The sequence below is a fragment of the Christiangramia aquimixticola genome, assembly GCF_048285835.1.
GTDB lineage: Bacteria > Bacteroidota > Bacteroidia > Flavobacteriales > Flavobacteriaceae > Christiangramia > Christiangramia aquimixticola.
This window is the reverse complement of the sequence record NZ_JBLVTL010000004.1, coordinates 317,170-332,988: the sequence shown is the minus strand read 5'-3', so window position 1 is coordinate 332,988 and position 15,819 is coordinate 317,170. Positions and strand designations below refer to the sequence as shown.

The window sequence follows — 15,819 nt, the reverse complement described above, 5'->3', positions numbered from 1 at the left end:
ATATTCTGGGTGTTGAAAGCCGTGTTTAATAATTGCTGATAATAGGATCTTCTTTCGGTGTTTTTTACAACTTCCTCATCTGCCATGAATTCGTGTAAACCGGCAATTCTGGATTGATAGATGTAGAGCAGCGGATTGAACCAGAATATGATCTTTAGGAATTCAAAAAATATCATGTCGTAACTGTGTTTCTGCTTTACGTGCACCAGTTCGTGGGACAGGATATGCTGTTTTTCATCTTCCGCTAATTGATCTCCAATAAAAACAGTATTGAAAAATGTGCAGGCGAGGTTTGAATTGGGAATTTCTATGATGCGGAAATCCTTTTCCCTTGAAACCTGTTTATAATTAAACAACTTGCGTAGATTCCTGTATTTCTTTAAAAATAGGAATGAGGAAACTAAAAGACCTAAAAGGTAGGTGATGAGCCACCAGTTAAGTTGGATGCCTTTTTCCCCGTTAACAACCACTGTGGGAAGTTGTTCTGAATATATCCCCGGGGTTGTGGTTAGTGCCTGCGGAATAATGAGCCTGGCAGTAGGAGGGACGGCCTCGACCAAAAATTCAAGCCTTAACCATGGGATCACGAATGCTAAAATAGGGGTCACCAGAAGATAGATCCGGTTATAATTGAAGAAGGTCTCTTTTTTTAAAAATATCTCATATCCCAGCAAAAAGAATAATTGAAAAAACAGTATTTGTAGAATATAATGCAGCATTATGAGTCCTTTTTGTCAATTTCTTTCAGGATGTCCTCCAGCTCTTTAGTGCTCATTTCATTCTTCTTCATAAAGAACGAAACCATGCTTTTAAATGAACCATTAAAATAATTATTCATCAATTGGTTCATACTCTGGTTGCTATAGGTTTCTTTTTCCAGAACAGGAAAATAAATGTATCCTTTTCCCTCCTTGCGGTGATCTACAAAACCTTTGCTTTCCAGGATTCTAACAATGGTAGAAACCGTATTGTAGGCAGGTTTTGGTTCAGGCATCTCGTTAATTATGCCGGCTACATTTCCTTCCCTGAGATCCCAGAGAATTTGCATAATTTCTTCTTCAGCTTTGGTTAATTGTTTCATTAATTGAAGTTTGATATAGCTAATATAACTAAAATTTTAGTTTAAACTAATTTATTAGTTATAAAATAATTATAAGTTGATTATATTCGTTTTTTTAAAATGGATTTATGGAAATTATAATGTTGATTATTGCCGGAGCTTTTATGATCCTGGGTGTGCTTGGGAGCTTCCTTCCCGTACTGCCCGGAGTGCCTTTAAGCTGGATAGGTTTATTGATATTTTATCTTATTCCCGGCGTGGGGATAAATTATCTTTTCCTGGGGATTACCCTGGCGGTGGCAATACTTATATATGTATTAAATCTTATTATCCCGGCCATGGGAACTAAAAAATTTGGTGGGAGTCGCAAGGGAATGATAGGCGCCACTATAGGGTTGATCATCGGGATCTTCGCGCCAATTCCGTTTGCTATTTTAATCTTTCCATTTATAGGTGCTTTTATAGGAGAGATTATAAATAAGAGCGATTCTAAAACCGCAGGGAAAGCCGCTTTCGGTTCTTTTGTGGGTCTGCTGGCTTCCAGTTTTATGGAATTTATTGTAAGCTTCGCTTTCCTTATTCTCTTCCTCTATCAATTCTGGAATTACAAGGAAATCATCTTCTAAGGTCTCATTTTCAGAAACCTTTTAATAGCCTTACTTTTGCCAAAAACGACAAAGAATGCTGGATTTTATTGTAGTGGGTGCCGCACAGGCAGGGTTGGCCATGGCTTATTACTTACGGGAGCAGGGGAAGAACTTCCTTGTTGTAGATAAGGAGTCAGAAATTGGTGCTTCCTGGTTAAACCGTTGGGACTCCCTTACTTTATTTACTCCTACCGAATTCAATAATATGCCGGGGATGGAATTCCCTGCGGAAAAAGGTCATTATCCTTCTAAAACTGAAGTGGCCGGTTATTTTAAAAATTATGTGGATAGATTTGAGATCCCCATTCAGTTAAATACACTTATTGAAAATATCTCTCACCACGACGATCATTTTATTCTGAAAAGTCCTGAAGGAGAATTGAAGGCTAAAAATGTGGTAGTCGCCACGGGTCCGTTTCATATTCCTTATACTCCACCTTTTTCAAAAAAAATAGATCCTGAAATATTTCAGATCCATAGTAATTACTATAAAAATCCGGGGCAGCTTCGAAAAGGGAAAGCAATGGTTGTTGGAGCAGGGGATAGTGGCTTCCAGATCCTTGATGAGGTTTCTCAGGAGGATCGTGGAGTTTATTTCTCCGGAACTACAGATGTGAAAGTACTTCCGCAGGAAATACTGGGAAAAACACTTTGGTGGTGGTTCACTAAATCAGGATTTCTGAGTTTTAGCCGAGATACGTGGTTAGGGCGAAAAATATCGAAATCAAGACAGCCTGTAATAGGAACCCCGGTACAGGATATCCTTGAAAGGGACAATGTGGAGCCGGTTGGGAAAACTAAAAATGCAGAAGGTGATCTTATAGTAACGGAAAAGAGAAAGATAAAAGATATTAAAAACATTATCTGGGCAACCGGCTACCGTCCTAATTTTGGATGGATAGAAGGTCTGGAATTGGCCAAAGATGGATATCCCAATCACTATCGCGGGGTGAGTAATATTGAAGGGCTGTATTTTATAGGTTTACCGTGGTTGCACACCCGTGGTTCGGCTACTTTAGGCGGGATCAAAAAGGATGCGAAATACCTCTCAGATTATATTTCAAAAAATAATTAAACTAATTCTATAAGGGTAATTGTCTTAAGGTAAGAGGATTATTACAAAAATTTTCTATAGATTTATTAAGGTATAGGTCAAACTATACCCTAATTTTTTACGTACCTATTACTAATGAGAGGGGTTTCACTTATAATACTGGTCATCTTCTTCTGTGGAGCTTCTTCGGCTACCGCACAATTTTATCAAACTACCACGGCTCATGTGAGTTTTTATTCTTCAGCACCTGTAGAAGACATTGAGGCGGTTTCAACAGAAGGGATTTCGGTTATAAATGCTGATAATGGAACTATTTCATTTAAAGTGAAGATGAGGTCTTTTCAATTCGAGAAAGGATTGATGCAGGAACATTTCAATGAGAATTATGTCGAAAGTGAAATATATCCACATGCAACCTTTAAAGGTGAATTTTTAGAGAAGATCGATCTTCAAATTACCGGATCTCAGGAAAATACAATTAAAGGAACTTTTACTGTTCATGGGGTTTCAAAAGAAAGGGAAATTCCGGTAATATTAAATGTTTTAGATGGCGGCCAGAGAATAAATCTTTCTGCAAACTTTCAGGTTGCCTGTGAAGCTCATAAAATCAAGATCCCTAAAATTCTCTGGAAAAATATTGCCGAAATTATTGAAGTAAATGTCAACGCTGATTTTCAATTTATATCAAAATGAATAAACCTGTTTTAATTTGTTTTCTGCTTTTGTGTACGGTCCTGCAAGCTCAGGATGTAGACAGTATCATGGCTGAAATATCTGAAACCAAAGACTATAAAGTTCAGGCCACCTTTAAGAGTCCGAAATTAGTTTTGCTGCAAACCAATGAAACTCAAAAGAAGAATGACCTGGCTTTTTGGATAGGTCACAGGTTTGGCGATATAGGTGGAGAATTTGGTGGTTCCAATACTTTATACGGACTCGATGTGGCTACCGACCTCTATTTGGGATTCGATTATGGAATTACCGATGCTCTTACCGTTGGGATTGGTAGAAGTAAATTTAACGAAGCCTATAGCGGACTTTTAAAATATCGTTTACTATGGCAGGAAGAAGACGGGATGCCGGTTTCTGTAACTCTATTTGCTCAAAGTAGCTGGATTACCCGAAAACCATTTTCTAATGATGAATTTCCAGAAGAAGGAGACAGGATCTCCCATTTTTTTCAGGCTATTATCGCTAAAAAATTTAGTCCGGGTATTTCTCTAATGCTTAGTCCGGGATATTTGATTAGGCCAGAAGCCCAGGTTCGTGATGTTGATGATGCTGAAAATCTATTCGCATTGGGTGTGGGAGGCAGAATTAAAATTTTTAAGAGAATTTCCCTGATAGCAGATTATACGTTGGTCAATGGCTTTAGCAGGCCGGAAGATTTGCAAACCGACTATTATAACCCGTTTGGAGTAGGATTGGAAATTGAAACAGGGGGTCATGTATTCGCCCTTAATTTCCAGAATTCTCAGGCTATTACCGCAAATAATTTTATCTCCGGCACTACAAAAAGCTGGAGTGATGGCGGAGTAAGATTTGGTTTTATGATCTCAAGAAATTTTAACCTGGGACCAAAAACCAGGTTGAATTAAAACAGGATAACGTTTAATATCTATAATTATGAAAAGAGGTGAGTTTTTAGTTAAAGGCATCCTTCTGGCTTGTTCCGGTGCCTGTGTGCTTTCAGCCTGTAGTTCCGGAGACGATGGAGGTGGCACTACCAATCCGCCCGGTGGAGGGGGTGGAGGAGGAAATACGGTTTCGGTTAGCCTTACAGCCATACCTAATATTGGAGATCAAATTATTAAAGATCGGGTTCTCTTTTTTAGAATAGGAGGAGGGAATACAACTGCCGATTTTGTGGCTACAGAGGCCGTTTGTCCGCATCAGGGTGGCGCCTTAGCCTGGAAAGAAGACGAGGGTTATATTGAGTGTAGCCTGCATTTTGCCCGGTATGAGGAAGATGGGGATGTAATAAGAGGTCCACAGGATGCATCGGGCACCACCCGTAATCTGAAGGTGTATGCAACCAGTATAAATAATGGAAATATTACTGCGACCTTAACTTAAGAGGGCTTACTTAAGTAGAAATCTTAAATTCAGGATTTTCCTGACGAATTTGTATTGGGTTTTCGCAACTTCCTTTTATCATTCTGTAATCTTCTTTTACTTTTGCAGCTATGATAATTACTGATACACACACCCATTTATACAGTGATGCTTTTGATGAAGACCGAAAGCAGGCAATTCAGCTTGCTTTGGACAAAGGCGTGGAAAGATTTTTTATTCCGGCTATAGATTCTGAAACCACTCAGAGCATGTACGAGCTTGAGAAAGCTTTTCCTGATAATGTATTCCTTATGATGGGGTTGCATCCAACGCATGTGAAAGAAAATTATGAAGATGAGCTGAAGCATGTTTCTGAAGAACTTGATAAAAGAAAGTTCTATGCTGTTGGAGAAATAGGCATAGATCTGTATTGGGATAAATCTACTCTGGAAATTCAGAAGGACGCTTTTAAGAAGCAAATACAGCTGGCGAAACAATACGAACTTCCTATTGTGATCCATTGCCGGGAAGCTTTTGATGAGATTTTTGAAGTTCTGGAATCTGAAAAGGACGAAAAGTTATTCGGAATTTTTCATTGTTTTACCGGTAATTTAGAGCAGGCCAAAAAAGCTCTATCCTATAATATGAAATTAGGGATAGGAGGCGTGGTTACCTTTAAAAATGGTGGTATTGATAAGTTTCTGGCAGAAATTCCTCTGGAAGAAATCGTGCTGGAAACAGATGCGCCTTACCTTGCTCCCACACCCTTCCGCGGTAAAAGAAATGATCCGGTTTATATACTTAAGGTAGCTGAAAAACTGGCTGAAATTTATAATCTTCCAGTAGAAACTATCGCTGAGGTTACTACAAAAAACTCCAAGGAAGTTTTCGGAATTTAGAGCTGTTAAACAGAATTTTTGTTCATTTGTTGAAATAATTTTAGAAATAGGTGCAAAATTTTGACGATATAAGATTTTACCGGGATGAAGAAGTAAATGATGCCTTACGCGAATATGTAAAGCATCCCATGGTGAAAGCCTTGCTTCAATTTACATTTCCGGACTTAAGTTATAGTGATATTAAAGCCATAGTTGGTGAGTGCCATTCTATTAGGGATTTCCAGAGCAAGGTGATCTATCTTAGTGTGGAGAAGGTACTTGAGAAAACCAGCGAAGGTTTAACAGATGGAGGTTTTGAAGAGCTGGACACCAAAGAATCCTACATGTATATCTCCAATCACAGGGATATTATTCTGGATACTTCCCTGATAAATTATACGCTTTATAATCACGATCTGGTAATGACGGCTTCTGCCATTGGAGATAATCTGGTTCAAAAGCCATTTCTTATGGCGCTTTCAAAGCTAAACCGGAATTTCCTGGTGCTTCGTAATCAAAGCCCGCGTGAAATGTTACGGAGTTCTTTGAAGTTGTCTGAATACATCAGGCATTTGCTAATGGAAGAAGATCGTTCCGTATGGATGGCCCAGAGAGAAGGTCGTACCAAAGATGGAAATGATTTTACTCAGCAAGGTGTTTTAAAGATGCTGGGAATGGCCAAAAAGAACGATGATATTCTTGATTATTTCGCCAAACTTAAGATCGTGCCAGTAGCCATTTCTTACGAACTGGATCCTACAGATATGCTTAAAATGCCGGAGGTTCTTGCTAAAAGAATGAAGGAGGAATATAAGAAAAGTGCCAACGAAGATTTTAACAGCATCATGCGCGGCGCCATGGGGCAAAAAGGTCGTATTCAGCTTAATGCGGGGCAGGTACTTACTGAAGATGATTTTGCAGCCATTAGAAGTAAAGGGCTTTCTGTAAATGATCAATTAAAAGAGGTAGCTCAGTTAATAGATCAAAGTATTTACAGAAATTATAAGCTTTGGCCTTCAAATTACATCGCTTATGATCTTTTAAAGAACGAAGAGCGTTTTACATCTGAATATACCGAAAAGGAAAAAAGACAATTTGACCGCAGGATCAGCCGCAGAGTAGATATTAAAAATCCGCTGGCATTGAACAGCTATTTGCTTATGTATGCAAATCCGGTAATCAATAAACTTTCGTTGCATGAAGAATAGTTCCAGGATACTTCTTTTATATACAGGAGGAACCATTGGAATGATCAAGGATTATGAAACCGGTGCATTAAAGGCATTTAACTTTGATGAACTGCTTCAAAATATCCCTGAACTTAATATTCTGGAGCACGAGATCGAAACGCTGAGTTTTGACGAGCCCATCGATTCCTCCAATATGGATATTGAGCATTGGGTAAAGATCGCGACCACCATACAGGAGCATTATGATAATTATGATGGGTTTGTGGTGCTGCATGGAAGTGATACCATGTCTTATACGGCATCGGCGCTTAGTTTCATGTTCGAAAACTTAACCAAGCCAATCATTTTCACCGGATCTCAATTGCCTATTGGTGATTTGAGAACAGATGCGAAGGAGAATTTAATTACCAGCATACAGGTAGCGGGTTTAAGAAAGAACGGAAAACCTGTAATTTCTGAAGTCGGTCTTTATTTTGAATATAAGCTCTACCGGGCTAACCGAACCACAAAATTAAATGCAGAGCATTTTCAAGCCTTTGCGTCGATGAATCATCCTGCTTTGGCAGAATCTGGCGTTTATCTTTCGGTAAACTATAAGGCTTTATGGAAACCAAACCGCAAGCAGAAAACAAAATTACACACCGGTTTCAATAACGATGTGCTTATTTTAAAAATGTTCCCGGGAATTACAGAGAGTACGGTAGAACATATTTTATCAAAGCCGGGTTTAAAAGGTGTGGTTCTGGAAACATATGGGAGCGGAAATGCACCTAATGCCCCCTGGTTTTTAGATATTCTACGTGAAAAGATCAGGAATGGACTTAGTATCGTGAATGTCACCCAATGTGTTGCCGGGAGTGTAACCATGGGTCAATACGAAACGAGTGTGGGCTTGCAGCGAATAGGTATAGTGTCTGGAAATGACATAACTACAGAAGCTGCGATTTGTAAATTAATGTACCTATTAGGCAAAGATCTTTCGCCAAAGGTCTTCAGAACCATCTTCGAAACCTCCCTTAGAGGGGAAATGTCTTAAAATTAACGATGGATTCTTGACGGGAAAGCTTTTTTTTCGTTATTTGCCGGCCCTAAGTAGTACTTAGGAATACAGAGAGGTGGCCGAGTGGTCGAAGGCGCACGCCTGGAAAGTGTGTATACGTCACAAGCGTATCGAGGGTTCGAATCCCTTCCTCTCTGCTAAGTGTTTTTATTAAAAATAATTTATATCTTTAACCCTTTAACTAATTAAATTAAGACAAACAGTAATGAAAAGATTATTTTCTATTTTGGTAATCGCCGCGATAACGGTTCTTGGGGCCTACAACGTACAGGCGGCTAACAGCGCGAATACTTTGCCAGGAACGATTGTGACCTTTGTTCAGGATGACGAGGAAACAGCAGCCGGTGATGAATTGGAAGAAGAAGAACTTGGTTTTCACCAGGAGCTTAAGAAACGTTTCATCGAGGGTGGTCCAGCCTTTATGGGGATCGTTCTATTGTGTTTAATTCTTGGTCTGGCCATTGCCATTGAGAGAATTATCTTTTTAAACCTTTCTACTACTAACACAAGAAAGCTTGCTCAGGATGTTGAGGACGCTCTTAACAGTGGTGGAATTGAGGCAGCTAAGGAAGTTTGTAGAAATACAAAAGGACCTGTTGCTTCTATCTATTACCAAGGTTTAGACAGAGCTGATGAGAGCATCGAAGCTGCTGAAAAAGCGGTTGTTGCTTACGGAGGTGTTCAAATGGGACAACTTGAGAAGAATGTATCTTGGGTTTCTTTATTTATCGCTCTTGCTCCAATGCTTGGGTTCATGGGTACTGTAATCGGGATGATTCAGGCTTTTGACCGTATTGAGGCAGCTGGTGATATGCAACCTTCACTTGTAGCAGGTGGTATTAAAGTAGCACTTCTTACAACAGTATTTGGTTTGATCGTTGCAATTATTCTTCAGATTTTCTACAACTATATCATCGCGAAGATTGATAGTATCGTGAACGATATGGAAGATGCATCTATACTTCTTATAGATATGTTGGTAGCTTACAAGAATAAAAAAAGAATCTAAGACAACTTAAATTATGACCTTACATAAAGTATTAAAATATCTGGCACTTGTTATCGGTGTGATAGGGATGATCCTTCTGGGAAGGATTATTGCCGCCGGTGACGATGCTATAAAAGCCTCGGCAGACCTCCAGGGGAGTTATTTAGACCCATACATGTGGATCGCATATCTGGTACTAGCTGCAGTTATTGTACTGGTTGGGATATTCGTGATCGTAGGTTTATTTAGAGGAAATATTAAGAACACCATTATTGCTGTTGGATCATTTTTATTGATCGTTATTGTAGCTTATGTTTTAAGTGACGGTACGGCAAAAGAACTTAAAGACGGTAGTATGCTTTCTGCATCTGGTGACCACTGGGTGGGAGCTGGCTTAATTACCTTCTATATCCTTGCCGGAATTGCTGTAGCGACTATGGTATTCTCGGGAATCAAAAAACTAGCTAAATAATATGGCAAAGAGATCAGCACCGGAGGTTAACGCCGGGTCTATGGCAGACATTGCTTTCTTACTCCTTATCTTTTTCCTTGTTACTACAACAATTGAAACAGATAGCGGGATAAGTAGAAAGCTACCGCCATGGCAGCCTGAAGAGGAGGAGCCGCCGGTAATTAAACAACGAAACATCTTTACGGTAATGGTTAACAGTAATAACCAATTACTTGTAGAAGATGAGGAGATGGAGCTTTCTGAATTAAAAGAAGCTGCCGTTGAATTTCTTGACAATGGAGGAGGAACCGGAGATGAAGCTTGTAGCTTCTGCCAGGGACCTAAAGATCCTTCATCTTCAGTGAACCCTCGTAAAGCGATTATTTCCCTGGTTAATAACAGGGGTACTGAGTATGGTACTTATATCGCGGTACAGAACGAACTTGTAGCTGCTTATAACCAGCTAAGAGATCGTGAAGCTGAAAGAATGTACGGTATGACCTTCACCAAAATGGAGAAGAATTACAATGATCCTAGCTATAATGGGGACAAAGATGCTCTTAAGGAAAAGATCGATGTTATCACCGATATGATCCCGCAGAAGTTATCTGAGGCCGAACCAAAAAGCTAGATTTTATTAAACAAGAAAACGACTTCTATTATGTCTAAATTTAAAAAGAAAAAGTCTGGGGAATTGCCTGCCATTAGTACGGCGTCATTACCTGATATCGTTTTCATGCTTTTGTTCTTCTTTATGGTTGCTACCGTAATGCGTCAAAATACTCTAATGGTTCAGAATAGTTTACCTTATGCTGACCAGGTTGAGAAACTTGATAAGAAGGATTTGATCATGTATATCTATGCAGGGAAACCTAGTCAAAGATACCAGGCGAAATATGGGACAGAGGCCAGAATTCAGTTAAACGATAAATTTGCGAGTGTTGAAGAAGTACAGCAATTTATTTATGCTGAAAGAGAGTCTAAGAGAGAGGAATTGATTCCTTACCTTACGACTGCTCTAAAAGTGGACGCTGAGACCAATATGGGTCTTGTTTCAGATATTAAACAAGAGCTTAGAAAAGCTGAAGCATTGAAAATTAACTATACTACGCTTGTTGGTGATGCCAGCAAGAATGTGGAATAACTCTTTTCATTTACATTAGATAAAACATCCTGTTTGGTTTATACCGGACAGGATGTTTTTTTATATTTAAACTCTGGCTAGTTTAATCATGAAGTTTAATCATAAACTATTAATTTTCTTTCTTTTTCTATCTCCGGCTATTTTTGGTCAGGAGGAAAGGCAATACCATATTCCCGATACTGTTCCTTTTACAATCGATAGTTTGTATAGGGAAGATCAATTCTACGTCGGCTTTAGTTTTAATCTGGTAACCAATAAACCTGAGCCAATAAAACAGGAAAGTTTTTCCGGAGGGCTTAGTCTTGGATTTGTCAGGGATTTCCCCGTGAATGAACAAAGAAATATTGCCATTGGTATTGGTGCGGGATGGGGAATAGACAGTTATGGCCAAAATCTTCAAATAACCAAATCTTCACAGGGTGAAACCCTGTTTACGGCACTGGATAATGATGTAGATTATCAAACCAACCGGTTCACAACTCAGCAGGTGGAATTGCCGTTAGAATTCCGTTGGAGAACTTCAGATGCGACTACTTACAAGTTTTGGCGTGTTTATACCGGAGTTAGATTCGGTTATATTTATCATTTCCGTAGTAATTATAAAGATGATGCCATGCAAATTGTGGTCAGGGATCTGGACGAACTTAATAGATTACGAGCCGGTGCCACCTTCACTTTTGGCTACAATACTTTTAACTTCCAGGTTTATTATTCGCTCATCCCATTTTTTAAAGATGCACAACTGCAGGAAGAACAGATCGAAGTTTCCACCTTTAAAATTGGTCTAACATTCTATATTCTGTGATCCAGAGATAAAAAACTGCCAGCTGTGGAAGAAAACCCAAAATAAAGCCAAGGGACAATTCTGAAGTTGAGTGTGCTTTAAAATATAATCTGGAAGAAGCTGTGAGTCCTGTCGCTATAATCAAAAATGCGATGGTGTGCAGCAGGTATAGATTGAAATAGATGCAGAACCCTATCACGAACATTAAAAGGCCGGATAAGCCCATCATATGAAGGCTGGCTTTGATCCTGAGCAAGCTTAGAAGGTAAGCAAGGATGGAGGAAGCAAGAATGCCACAGAAATAATAGAATAAGCCCGGGTAATTGTAAAATTTAAGGATCTGGGTAAGCACCATTATATTTAGCAGGCTAAAGAAAAACAAAGGCCACCGCCTTTCCTCAACTTTTTCTAAAAAGATATTTTCTGCTCTTCCCAGATTTTTCAATAAAAAATAAAATACGACCGGTATAAAAATGGTGATTATCGCTATCCCGATCAATTTTGATTTAATGATTTCCGGAGGGAAATAGCGGGGGATAAAAAGGAAATAATAAATGCTACCGGCCATAGGCATCCATAAAGGATGAAAAAGGTAGGAAGCGAGCCTTAAAAGAAATTTCATTAAATAATTTTTCGTAATCTCGCTACCGGAATATCCAGTTGTTCCCTGTATTTAGCGACAGTTCGGCGGGCAATAGGGTATCCTTTATCTTTTAATACTTTCGCCAGTTTTTCATCTGTTAAAGGTCGGCGTTTGTCCTCCTCTTCAATAGACATTTCAAGGATCTTTTTGATCTCTCTCGTAGAAACATCCTCACCCTGATCATTTTTCATGGATTCAGAGAAAAACTCCTTTATCAATTTGGTTCCGTAAGGTGTATCAACATATTTGGAGTTAGCTACTCGTGAAACCGTAGAAACGTCCATTTCGATCTCATCTGCAATGTCCTTAAGGATCATTGGGCGCAGGTTTCTTTCATCACCGGTAAGGAAATATTCTTTCTGGTAATTCATAATGGAACTCATGGTTACCATCAATGTTTGCTGGCGCTGTTTAATGGCCTCAATAAACCATTTGGCAGCATCCAGTTTTTGTTTGATGAACATAACCGCATCCTTTTGTGCTTTGGTTTTCTCCTTAGACTCCTTATAGCCTTTCATCATATTGGAATAATCCCGGGAAATATGCATTTCCGGTGCATTCCTTCCATTGAGGGTTAACTGTAGCTCCCCGTCTTCAATTTTTATGGTAAAATCCGGGATCACATGTTCCACTATGCGGGTGTTACCGGAATATGCACCTCCGGGTTTCGGATTTAAATGTTCGATCACATCTATTGCTTCCCGCAATTCATCTTCAGAGATATCATGACGGGAAAGGAGTTTGCTGTAATGTTTTTTACTAAAATGATCAAAAGACCTTTCAAGAATGTCTTTGGCAAGTTCAACCTGTTTGGTTGGTTCTTTCCGGTTTAGTTGTATAATAAGGCATTCTTCCAGACTTCGTGCGCCCACACCGGCAGGATCAAGTCGCTGAACTTTTTCCAGAACCTTTTCCACAGTCTCTTCATCTGTATAGATATTCTGAGTAAAAGCCAGATCATCCACAATATCCTGAATGCTTCTTCTTATATATCCACTTTCATCCACACTTCCAACGAGGAATTCAGCGATTTCCACTTCGATGTCATTTAGCCGGATAGTGCTTAACTGAGTTTTTAAATGCTGGGTAAAAGAAGTTCCGGCAGCATATGGTACCTGCCTGTCCTCATCATCGGCACTATAATTATTGGCGTTTAAACGGTAGCTCGGGATCTCATCATCACTTAAATACTCATCTACATCAATATCGGTTTCGATGGTTTCATAATCATCTTCCGCCGTATTTTCATTTCCAATATCATCATATTCATCCACACGTTCTTCTTTCCCGTCTTCCAAAGCAGGGTTCTCTTCCATCTCTTGTTTGATTCGCTGTTCAAATGCCTGAGTTGGCAATTGGATAAGTTTCATCAACTGAATCTGTTGCGGAGATAGCTTTTGAGATAATTTAAAATTTAATTGTTGCTTTAGCATATTTAGGACACTTGTCTAACAAAAATAAGGAAAAATCGAGCCATACTCGCTTTGGCATGACCCATGTTTGTGGTAAAATTTTGTTAACGAACTTCGAATCGCGCAAGGTTTCTAAATCGTTTGGGAAGCTCGATCTCGAAGCTAAGTTTTTCTGTAGTAACTGGATGGATTAGTTCTATTCCTCCTGCGAATAGGAAGAGATTTTTGTTCTTGAAAAATGTCTCTTCAGTATTTCCGTATAATTTATCTCCAACGATAGGGTTGCCCATATGCTCCAGATGTATCCTGATCTGGTGAGTTCTCCCTGTTAGTGGTTTTGCCCGGACCAATGAATAGGATTGGTCTTCTATGCGGAATTGTTTTAACCGCATTACCATTGTTTGCGCAGGTTTATTTTCTATTTCAAGGTTTATTTGTTCATCATCGCACAAACCATGGACTAAAGCATAATAGACTTTATGGATTTTTTTAGCTGAAAAATCATCATTGAGTATGCGCTGGGCAAGTTTTGTTTTGGCTACCAATAGAATTCCAGAAGTGGGGCTATCGAGCCGGTGCACGGGAAGTGGATAATTTAAAGCATCAAATTCGGTGCTTTGATCAAGATTATGAGGTAAAGCATTTTCAATAGTCCTGAAGTAGTTCCCACTGGTAGGGAGTCCTGCAGGTTTATGAATTACGGCCAGCCAGTTGTCTTCAAAAATAACAGGCAGGTCGAATTTGAAAATTTTTTTTGAGGTTTTTTCTTCCTCTAACAGGTCAATTCTATGACCGGTTTTTATCCAGCTGGAAGTAGAAGCCGGTTGACCATCAAGAAGTATAAGGCCCTTTTTTACGGCCTTTTTTAAGGCGCTTCGGGTGGTTATGGTTTGAAAGATAGAAAACGCATATTCCTGCAATCGAATCTTTTCATCGATCGCAGGAACTATATGCGTTTCAATAATTTTCAAATTTTTAAAATTCCGCGTTTTGTGGAGTTCTTGGGAAAGGAATTACGTCCCTTATATTCCCCATTCCCGTGGTGAATTGTACCAGTCTTTCAAAACCAAGACCAAATCCACTGTGAACACAGGTTCCAAACTTACGGGTATCAAGGTACCACCAAAGTTCTTCTTCCGGAATATTCAGTTCGGCCATTTTTTCCTTCAATACATCCAGTCTTTCTTCTCTCTGGCTTCCTCCAACTATCTCCCCAATTCCAGGGAATAAGATATCCATGGCTCTTACCGTTTTTCCGTCTTCGTTAAGACGCATGTAAAATGCCTTGATGTTGGCTGGATAATCAAAAAGAATTACCGGACATTTAAAATGTTTTTCAACAAGGTAGCGTTCATGCTCACTTTGAAGATCTGCACCCCATTCTTCAATGATATAATTGAATTTCTTCTTTTTGTTTGGCTTGGAATTCTTCAGGATGTCAATAGCTTCCGTATAACTTACCCTTTTGAAATTGTTGTCAAGGACAAAATTTAATTTTTCGAGCAGGTTCATGTCGCTGCGCTCTGCCTTCGGTTTAAGCTTGTCTTCATTCTCCTGTCTTTCGGCAAGGAATTCAAGGTCTTCTTTGGCATTCTCCATTACGTATCTAAGTACGTATTTGATGAAATCTTCAGCCAGGTCCATATTTTGATCAAGATCGCAAAAAGCAACCTCAGGCTCGATCATCCAGAATTCAGCAAGATGTCGGGAAGTATTTGAATTTTCAGCTCTAAAAGTAGGTCCAAAAGTATATACCTGTCCAAGTCCAAGGGCAAAGGTTTCAGCTTCCAGTTGTCCGGAAACCGTTAGATTGGTCTCTTTCCCAAAGAAGTCTTCCTTATAATTTATAGACCCGTCTTCGTTCTTTGCAGGGTTTTTAAGGTCCATAGAAGTAACCTTAAACATTTCACCGGCACCTTCAGCATCACTACCTGTGATAATAGGGGTGTTTACGTAAAAGAAATTCCTGTCCTGAAAATATTTATGAACTGCAAAAGACAGTTTACTTCTAACCCGCATAACTGCTCCAAAAGTGTTCGTTCTCACTCTTAAATGAGCTTGTTCGCGAAGTTTTTCAAGGCTGTGTTTTTTAGGGGAGAGGATGGTAAGTTTTACTTCCTCCGGGTTGGCATCACCTAAAATTTCGATACTTGTAACCTCGATCTCCACGCGTTGCTGACTTCCAAGGCTTTCCTTCAAAGTTCCTTTTACAGCAATTGCAGCACCAACATTAATTCTCTTTATGAGGTCTTCATCTGTATTTTCAAAATCGATAACACACTGAAGGTTTTTTAGGGTTGATCCATCATTAACGGCTATAAAACGATTGCTTCTGAATGAGCGCACCCAACCTTTAACCTGGTGTTCCTGTAAAAACTGATCGCTTTCCAGTATTTCAGCGATTTTTGCTTGTATCATTTAGTTGAAATTTAGAAAAAACAAAGATAGTTTTT

Annotated in this window: 19 protein-coding genes and 1 tRNA gene; 14 read left to right on the top strand and 6 right to left on the bottom strand. The window is 39.3% G+C overall.

Features of this window, described 5'->3' with window-relative positions:
• On the bottom strand, nt 1–719 hold a 719-nt coding region (locus ACNKXV_RS10735; protein WP_417907726.1), incomplete at its 3' end, for a M56 family metallopeptidase.
• A complete protein-coding gene (locus tag ACNKXV_RS10730) occupies nt 719–1,081 on the bottom strand; it encodes a BlaI/MecI/CopY family transcriptional regulator (protein ID WP_417907725.1) in 363 nt (120 codons plus the stop codon). The genes ACNKXV_RS10735 and ACNKXV_RS10730, both read right to left, overlap by 1 nt.
• A gap of 107 nt (nt 1,082–1,188) precedes the next feature.
• Here ACNKXV_RS10730 and ACNKXV_RS10725 point away from each other — a divergent pair, with 107 nt between their 5' ends.
• From ACNKXV_RS10725 to ACNKXV_RS10660, 14 genes are all read left to right on the top strand, one after another.
• Nucleotides 1,189–1,686 carry a DUF456 domain-containing protein gene (locus ACNKXV_RS10725; RefSeq protein WP_417907724.1) on the top strand — a complete coding sequence of 166 codons (498 nt, stop codon included), beginning with the start codon at nt 1,189–1,191 and terminating at the stop codon, nt 1,684–1,686.
• Between the two features lie 55 nt (nt 1,687–1,741).
• On the top strand, nt 1,742–2,782 hold the full coding sequence (locus ACNKXV_RS10720; protein ID WP_417907723.1) for a flavin-containing monooxygenase: 1,041 nt from the start codon (nt 1,742–1,744) through the stop codon (nt 2,780–2,782).
• A 114-nt stretch (nt 2,783–2,896) separates the two neighbouring features.
• Nucleotides 2,897–3,454, top strand: coding sequence for a YceI family protein (locus ACNKXV_RS10715; protein ID WP_417907722.1), 558 nt, complete (start codon nt 2,897–2,899; stop codon nt 3,452–3,454).
• Nucleotides 3,451–4,359, top strand: a complete 909-nt coding sequence (locus ACNKXV_RS10710; protein ID WP_417907721.1) for a DUF5777 family beta-barrel protein — start codon at nt 3,451–3,453, stop codon at nt 4,357–4,359. The genes ACNKXV_RS10715 and ACNKXV_RS10710 overlap by 4 nt, the downstream gene beginning before the upstream one ends.
• A gap of 28 nt (nt 4,360–4,387) precedes the next feature.
• Entirely contained in the window at nt 4,388–4,837 is a 450-nt protein-coding gene (locus tag ACNKXV_RS10705; protein WP_417907720.1) for a QcrA and Rieske domain-containing protein, read from the top strand.
• Between the two features lie 110 nt (nt 4,838–4,947).
• Entirely contained in the window at nt 4,948–5,715 is a 768-nt protein-coding gene (locus ACNKXV_RS10700) for a TatD family hydrolase (protein ID WP_417907719.1), read from the top strand.
• Between the two features lie 50 nt (nt 5,716–5,765).
• The gene (locus tag ACNKXV_RS10695) at nt 5,766–6,902 is read left to right on the top strand and encodes a 1-acyl-sn-glycerol-3-phosphate acyltransferase (RefSeq protein WP_417907718.1); all 1,137 of its coding nucleotides are present in this window, start codon (nt 5,766–5,768) and stop codon (nt 6,900–6,902) included.
• Nucleotides 6,892–7,920, top strand: coding sequence for an asparaginase (locus tag ACNKXV_RS10690; RefSeq protein ID WP_417907717.1), 1,029 nt, complete (start codon nt 6,892–6,894; stop codon nt 7,918–7,920). Before ACNKXV_RS10695 ends, ACNKXV_RS10690 begins: the two co-directional genes overlap by 11 nt.
• Before the next feature lie 73 nt (nt 7,921–7,993).
• Nucleotides 7,994–8,081: transfer RNA gene (locus ACNKXV_RS10685), tRNA-Ser, on the top strand.
• Nucleotides 8,082–8,149: 68 nt separating this feature from the next.
• Nucleotides 8,150–8,953, top strand: coding sequence for a MotA/TolQ/ExbB proton channel family protein (locus ACNKXV_RS10680; protein ID WP_417907716.1), 804 nt, complete (start codon nt 8,150–8,152; stop codon nt 8,951–8,953).
• A 13-nt stretch (nt 8,954–8,966) separates the two neighbouring features.
• The gene (locus ACNKXV_RS10675) at nt 8,967–9,404 is read left to right on the top strand and encodes an Asp23/Gls24 family envelope stress response protein (RefSeq protein ID WP_417907715.1); all 438 of its coding nucleotides are present in this window, start codon (nt 8,967–8,969) and stop codon (nt 9,402–9,404) included.
• Nucleotide 9,405: 1 nt separating this feature from the next.
• On the top strand, nt 9,406–10,014 hold the full coding sequence (locus tag ACNKXV_RS10670; RefSeq protein ID WP_417907714.1) for an ExbD/TolR family protein: 609 nt from the start codon (nt 9,406–9,408) through the stop codon (nt 10,012–10,014).
• A gap of 30 nt (nt 10,015–10,044) precedes the next feature.
• Nucleotides 10,045–10,527, top strand: a complete 483-nt coding sequence (locus ACNKXV_RS10665; protein WP_417907713.1) for an ExbD/TolR family protein — start codon at nt 10,045–10,047, stop codon at nt 10,525–10,527.
• 88 nt (nt 10,528–10,615) lie between these two features.
• Nucleotides 10,616–11,332 carry a porin family protein gene (locus tag ACNKXV_RS10660; protein ID WP_417907712.1) on the top strand — a complete coding sequence of 239 codons (717 nt, stop codon included), beginning with the start codon at nt 10,616–10,618 and terminating at the stop codon, nt 11,330–11,332.
• Here the strand turns inward: ACNKXV_RS10660 and ACNKXV_RS10655 are convergent.
• The 4 genes from ACNKXV_RS10655 to asnS all read right to left on the bottom strand — a co-directional run bounded on the left by ACNKXV_RS10655 (nt 11,301) and on the right by asnS (nt 15,784).
• Nucleotides 11,301–11,933 (bottom strand): hypothetical protein, encoded by a 633-nt coding sequence (locus ACNKXV_RS10655; protein WP_417907711.1) that lies wholly within the window; start codon nt 11,931–11,933, stop codon nt 11,301–11,303. The genes ACNKXV_RS10660 and ACNKXV_RS10655 overlap by 32 nt on opposite strands.
• The gene (gene rpoN, locus ACNKXV_RS10650; RefSeq protein ID WP_417907710.1) at nt 11,933–13,387 is read right to left on the bottom strand and encodes an RNA polymerase factor sigma-54; all 1,455 of its coding nucleotides are present in this window, start codon (nt 13,385–13,387) and stop codon (nt 11,933–11,935) included. The genes ACNKXV_RS10655 and rpoN overlap by 1 nt, the downstream gene beginning before the upstream one ends.
• 83 nt (nt 13,388–13,470) lie before the next feature.
• Nucleotides 13,471–14,337, bottom strand: a complete 867-nt coding sequence (locus ACNKXV_RS10645; protein ID WP_417907709.1) for an RluA family pseudouridine synthase — start codon at nt 14,335–14,337, stop codon at nt 13,471–13,473.
• Nucleotides 14,338–14,341: 4 nt separating this feature from the next.
• A complete protein-coding gene (asnS, locus tag ACNKXV_RS10640) occupies nt 14,342–15,784 on the bottom strand; it encodes an asparagine--tRNA ligase (RefSeq protein ID WP_417907708.1) in 1,443 nt (480 codons plus the stop codon).
• Nucleotides 15,785–15,819: the final 35 nt, after the last annotated feature.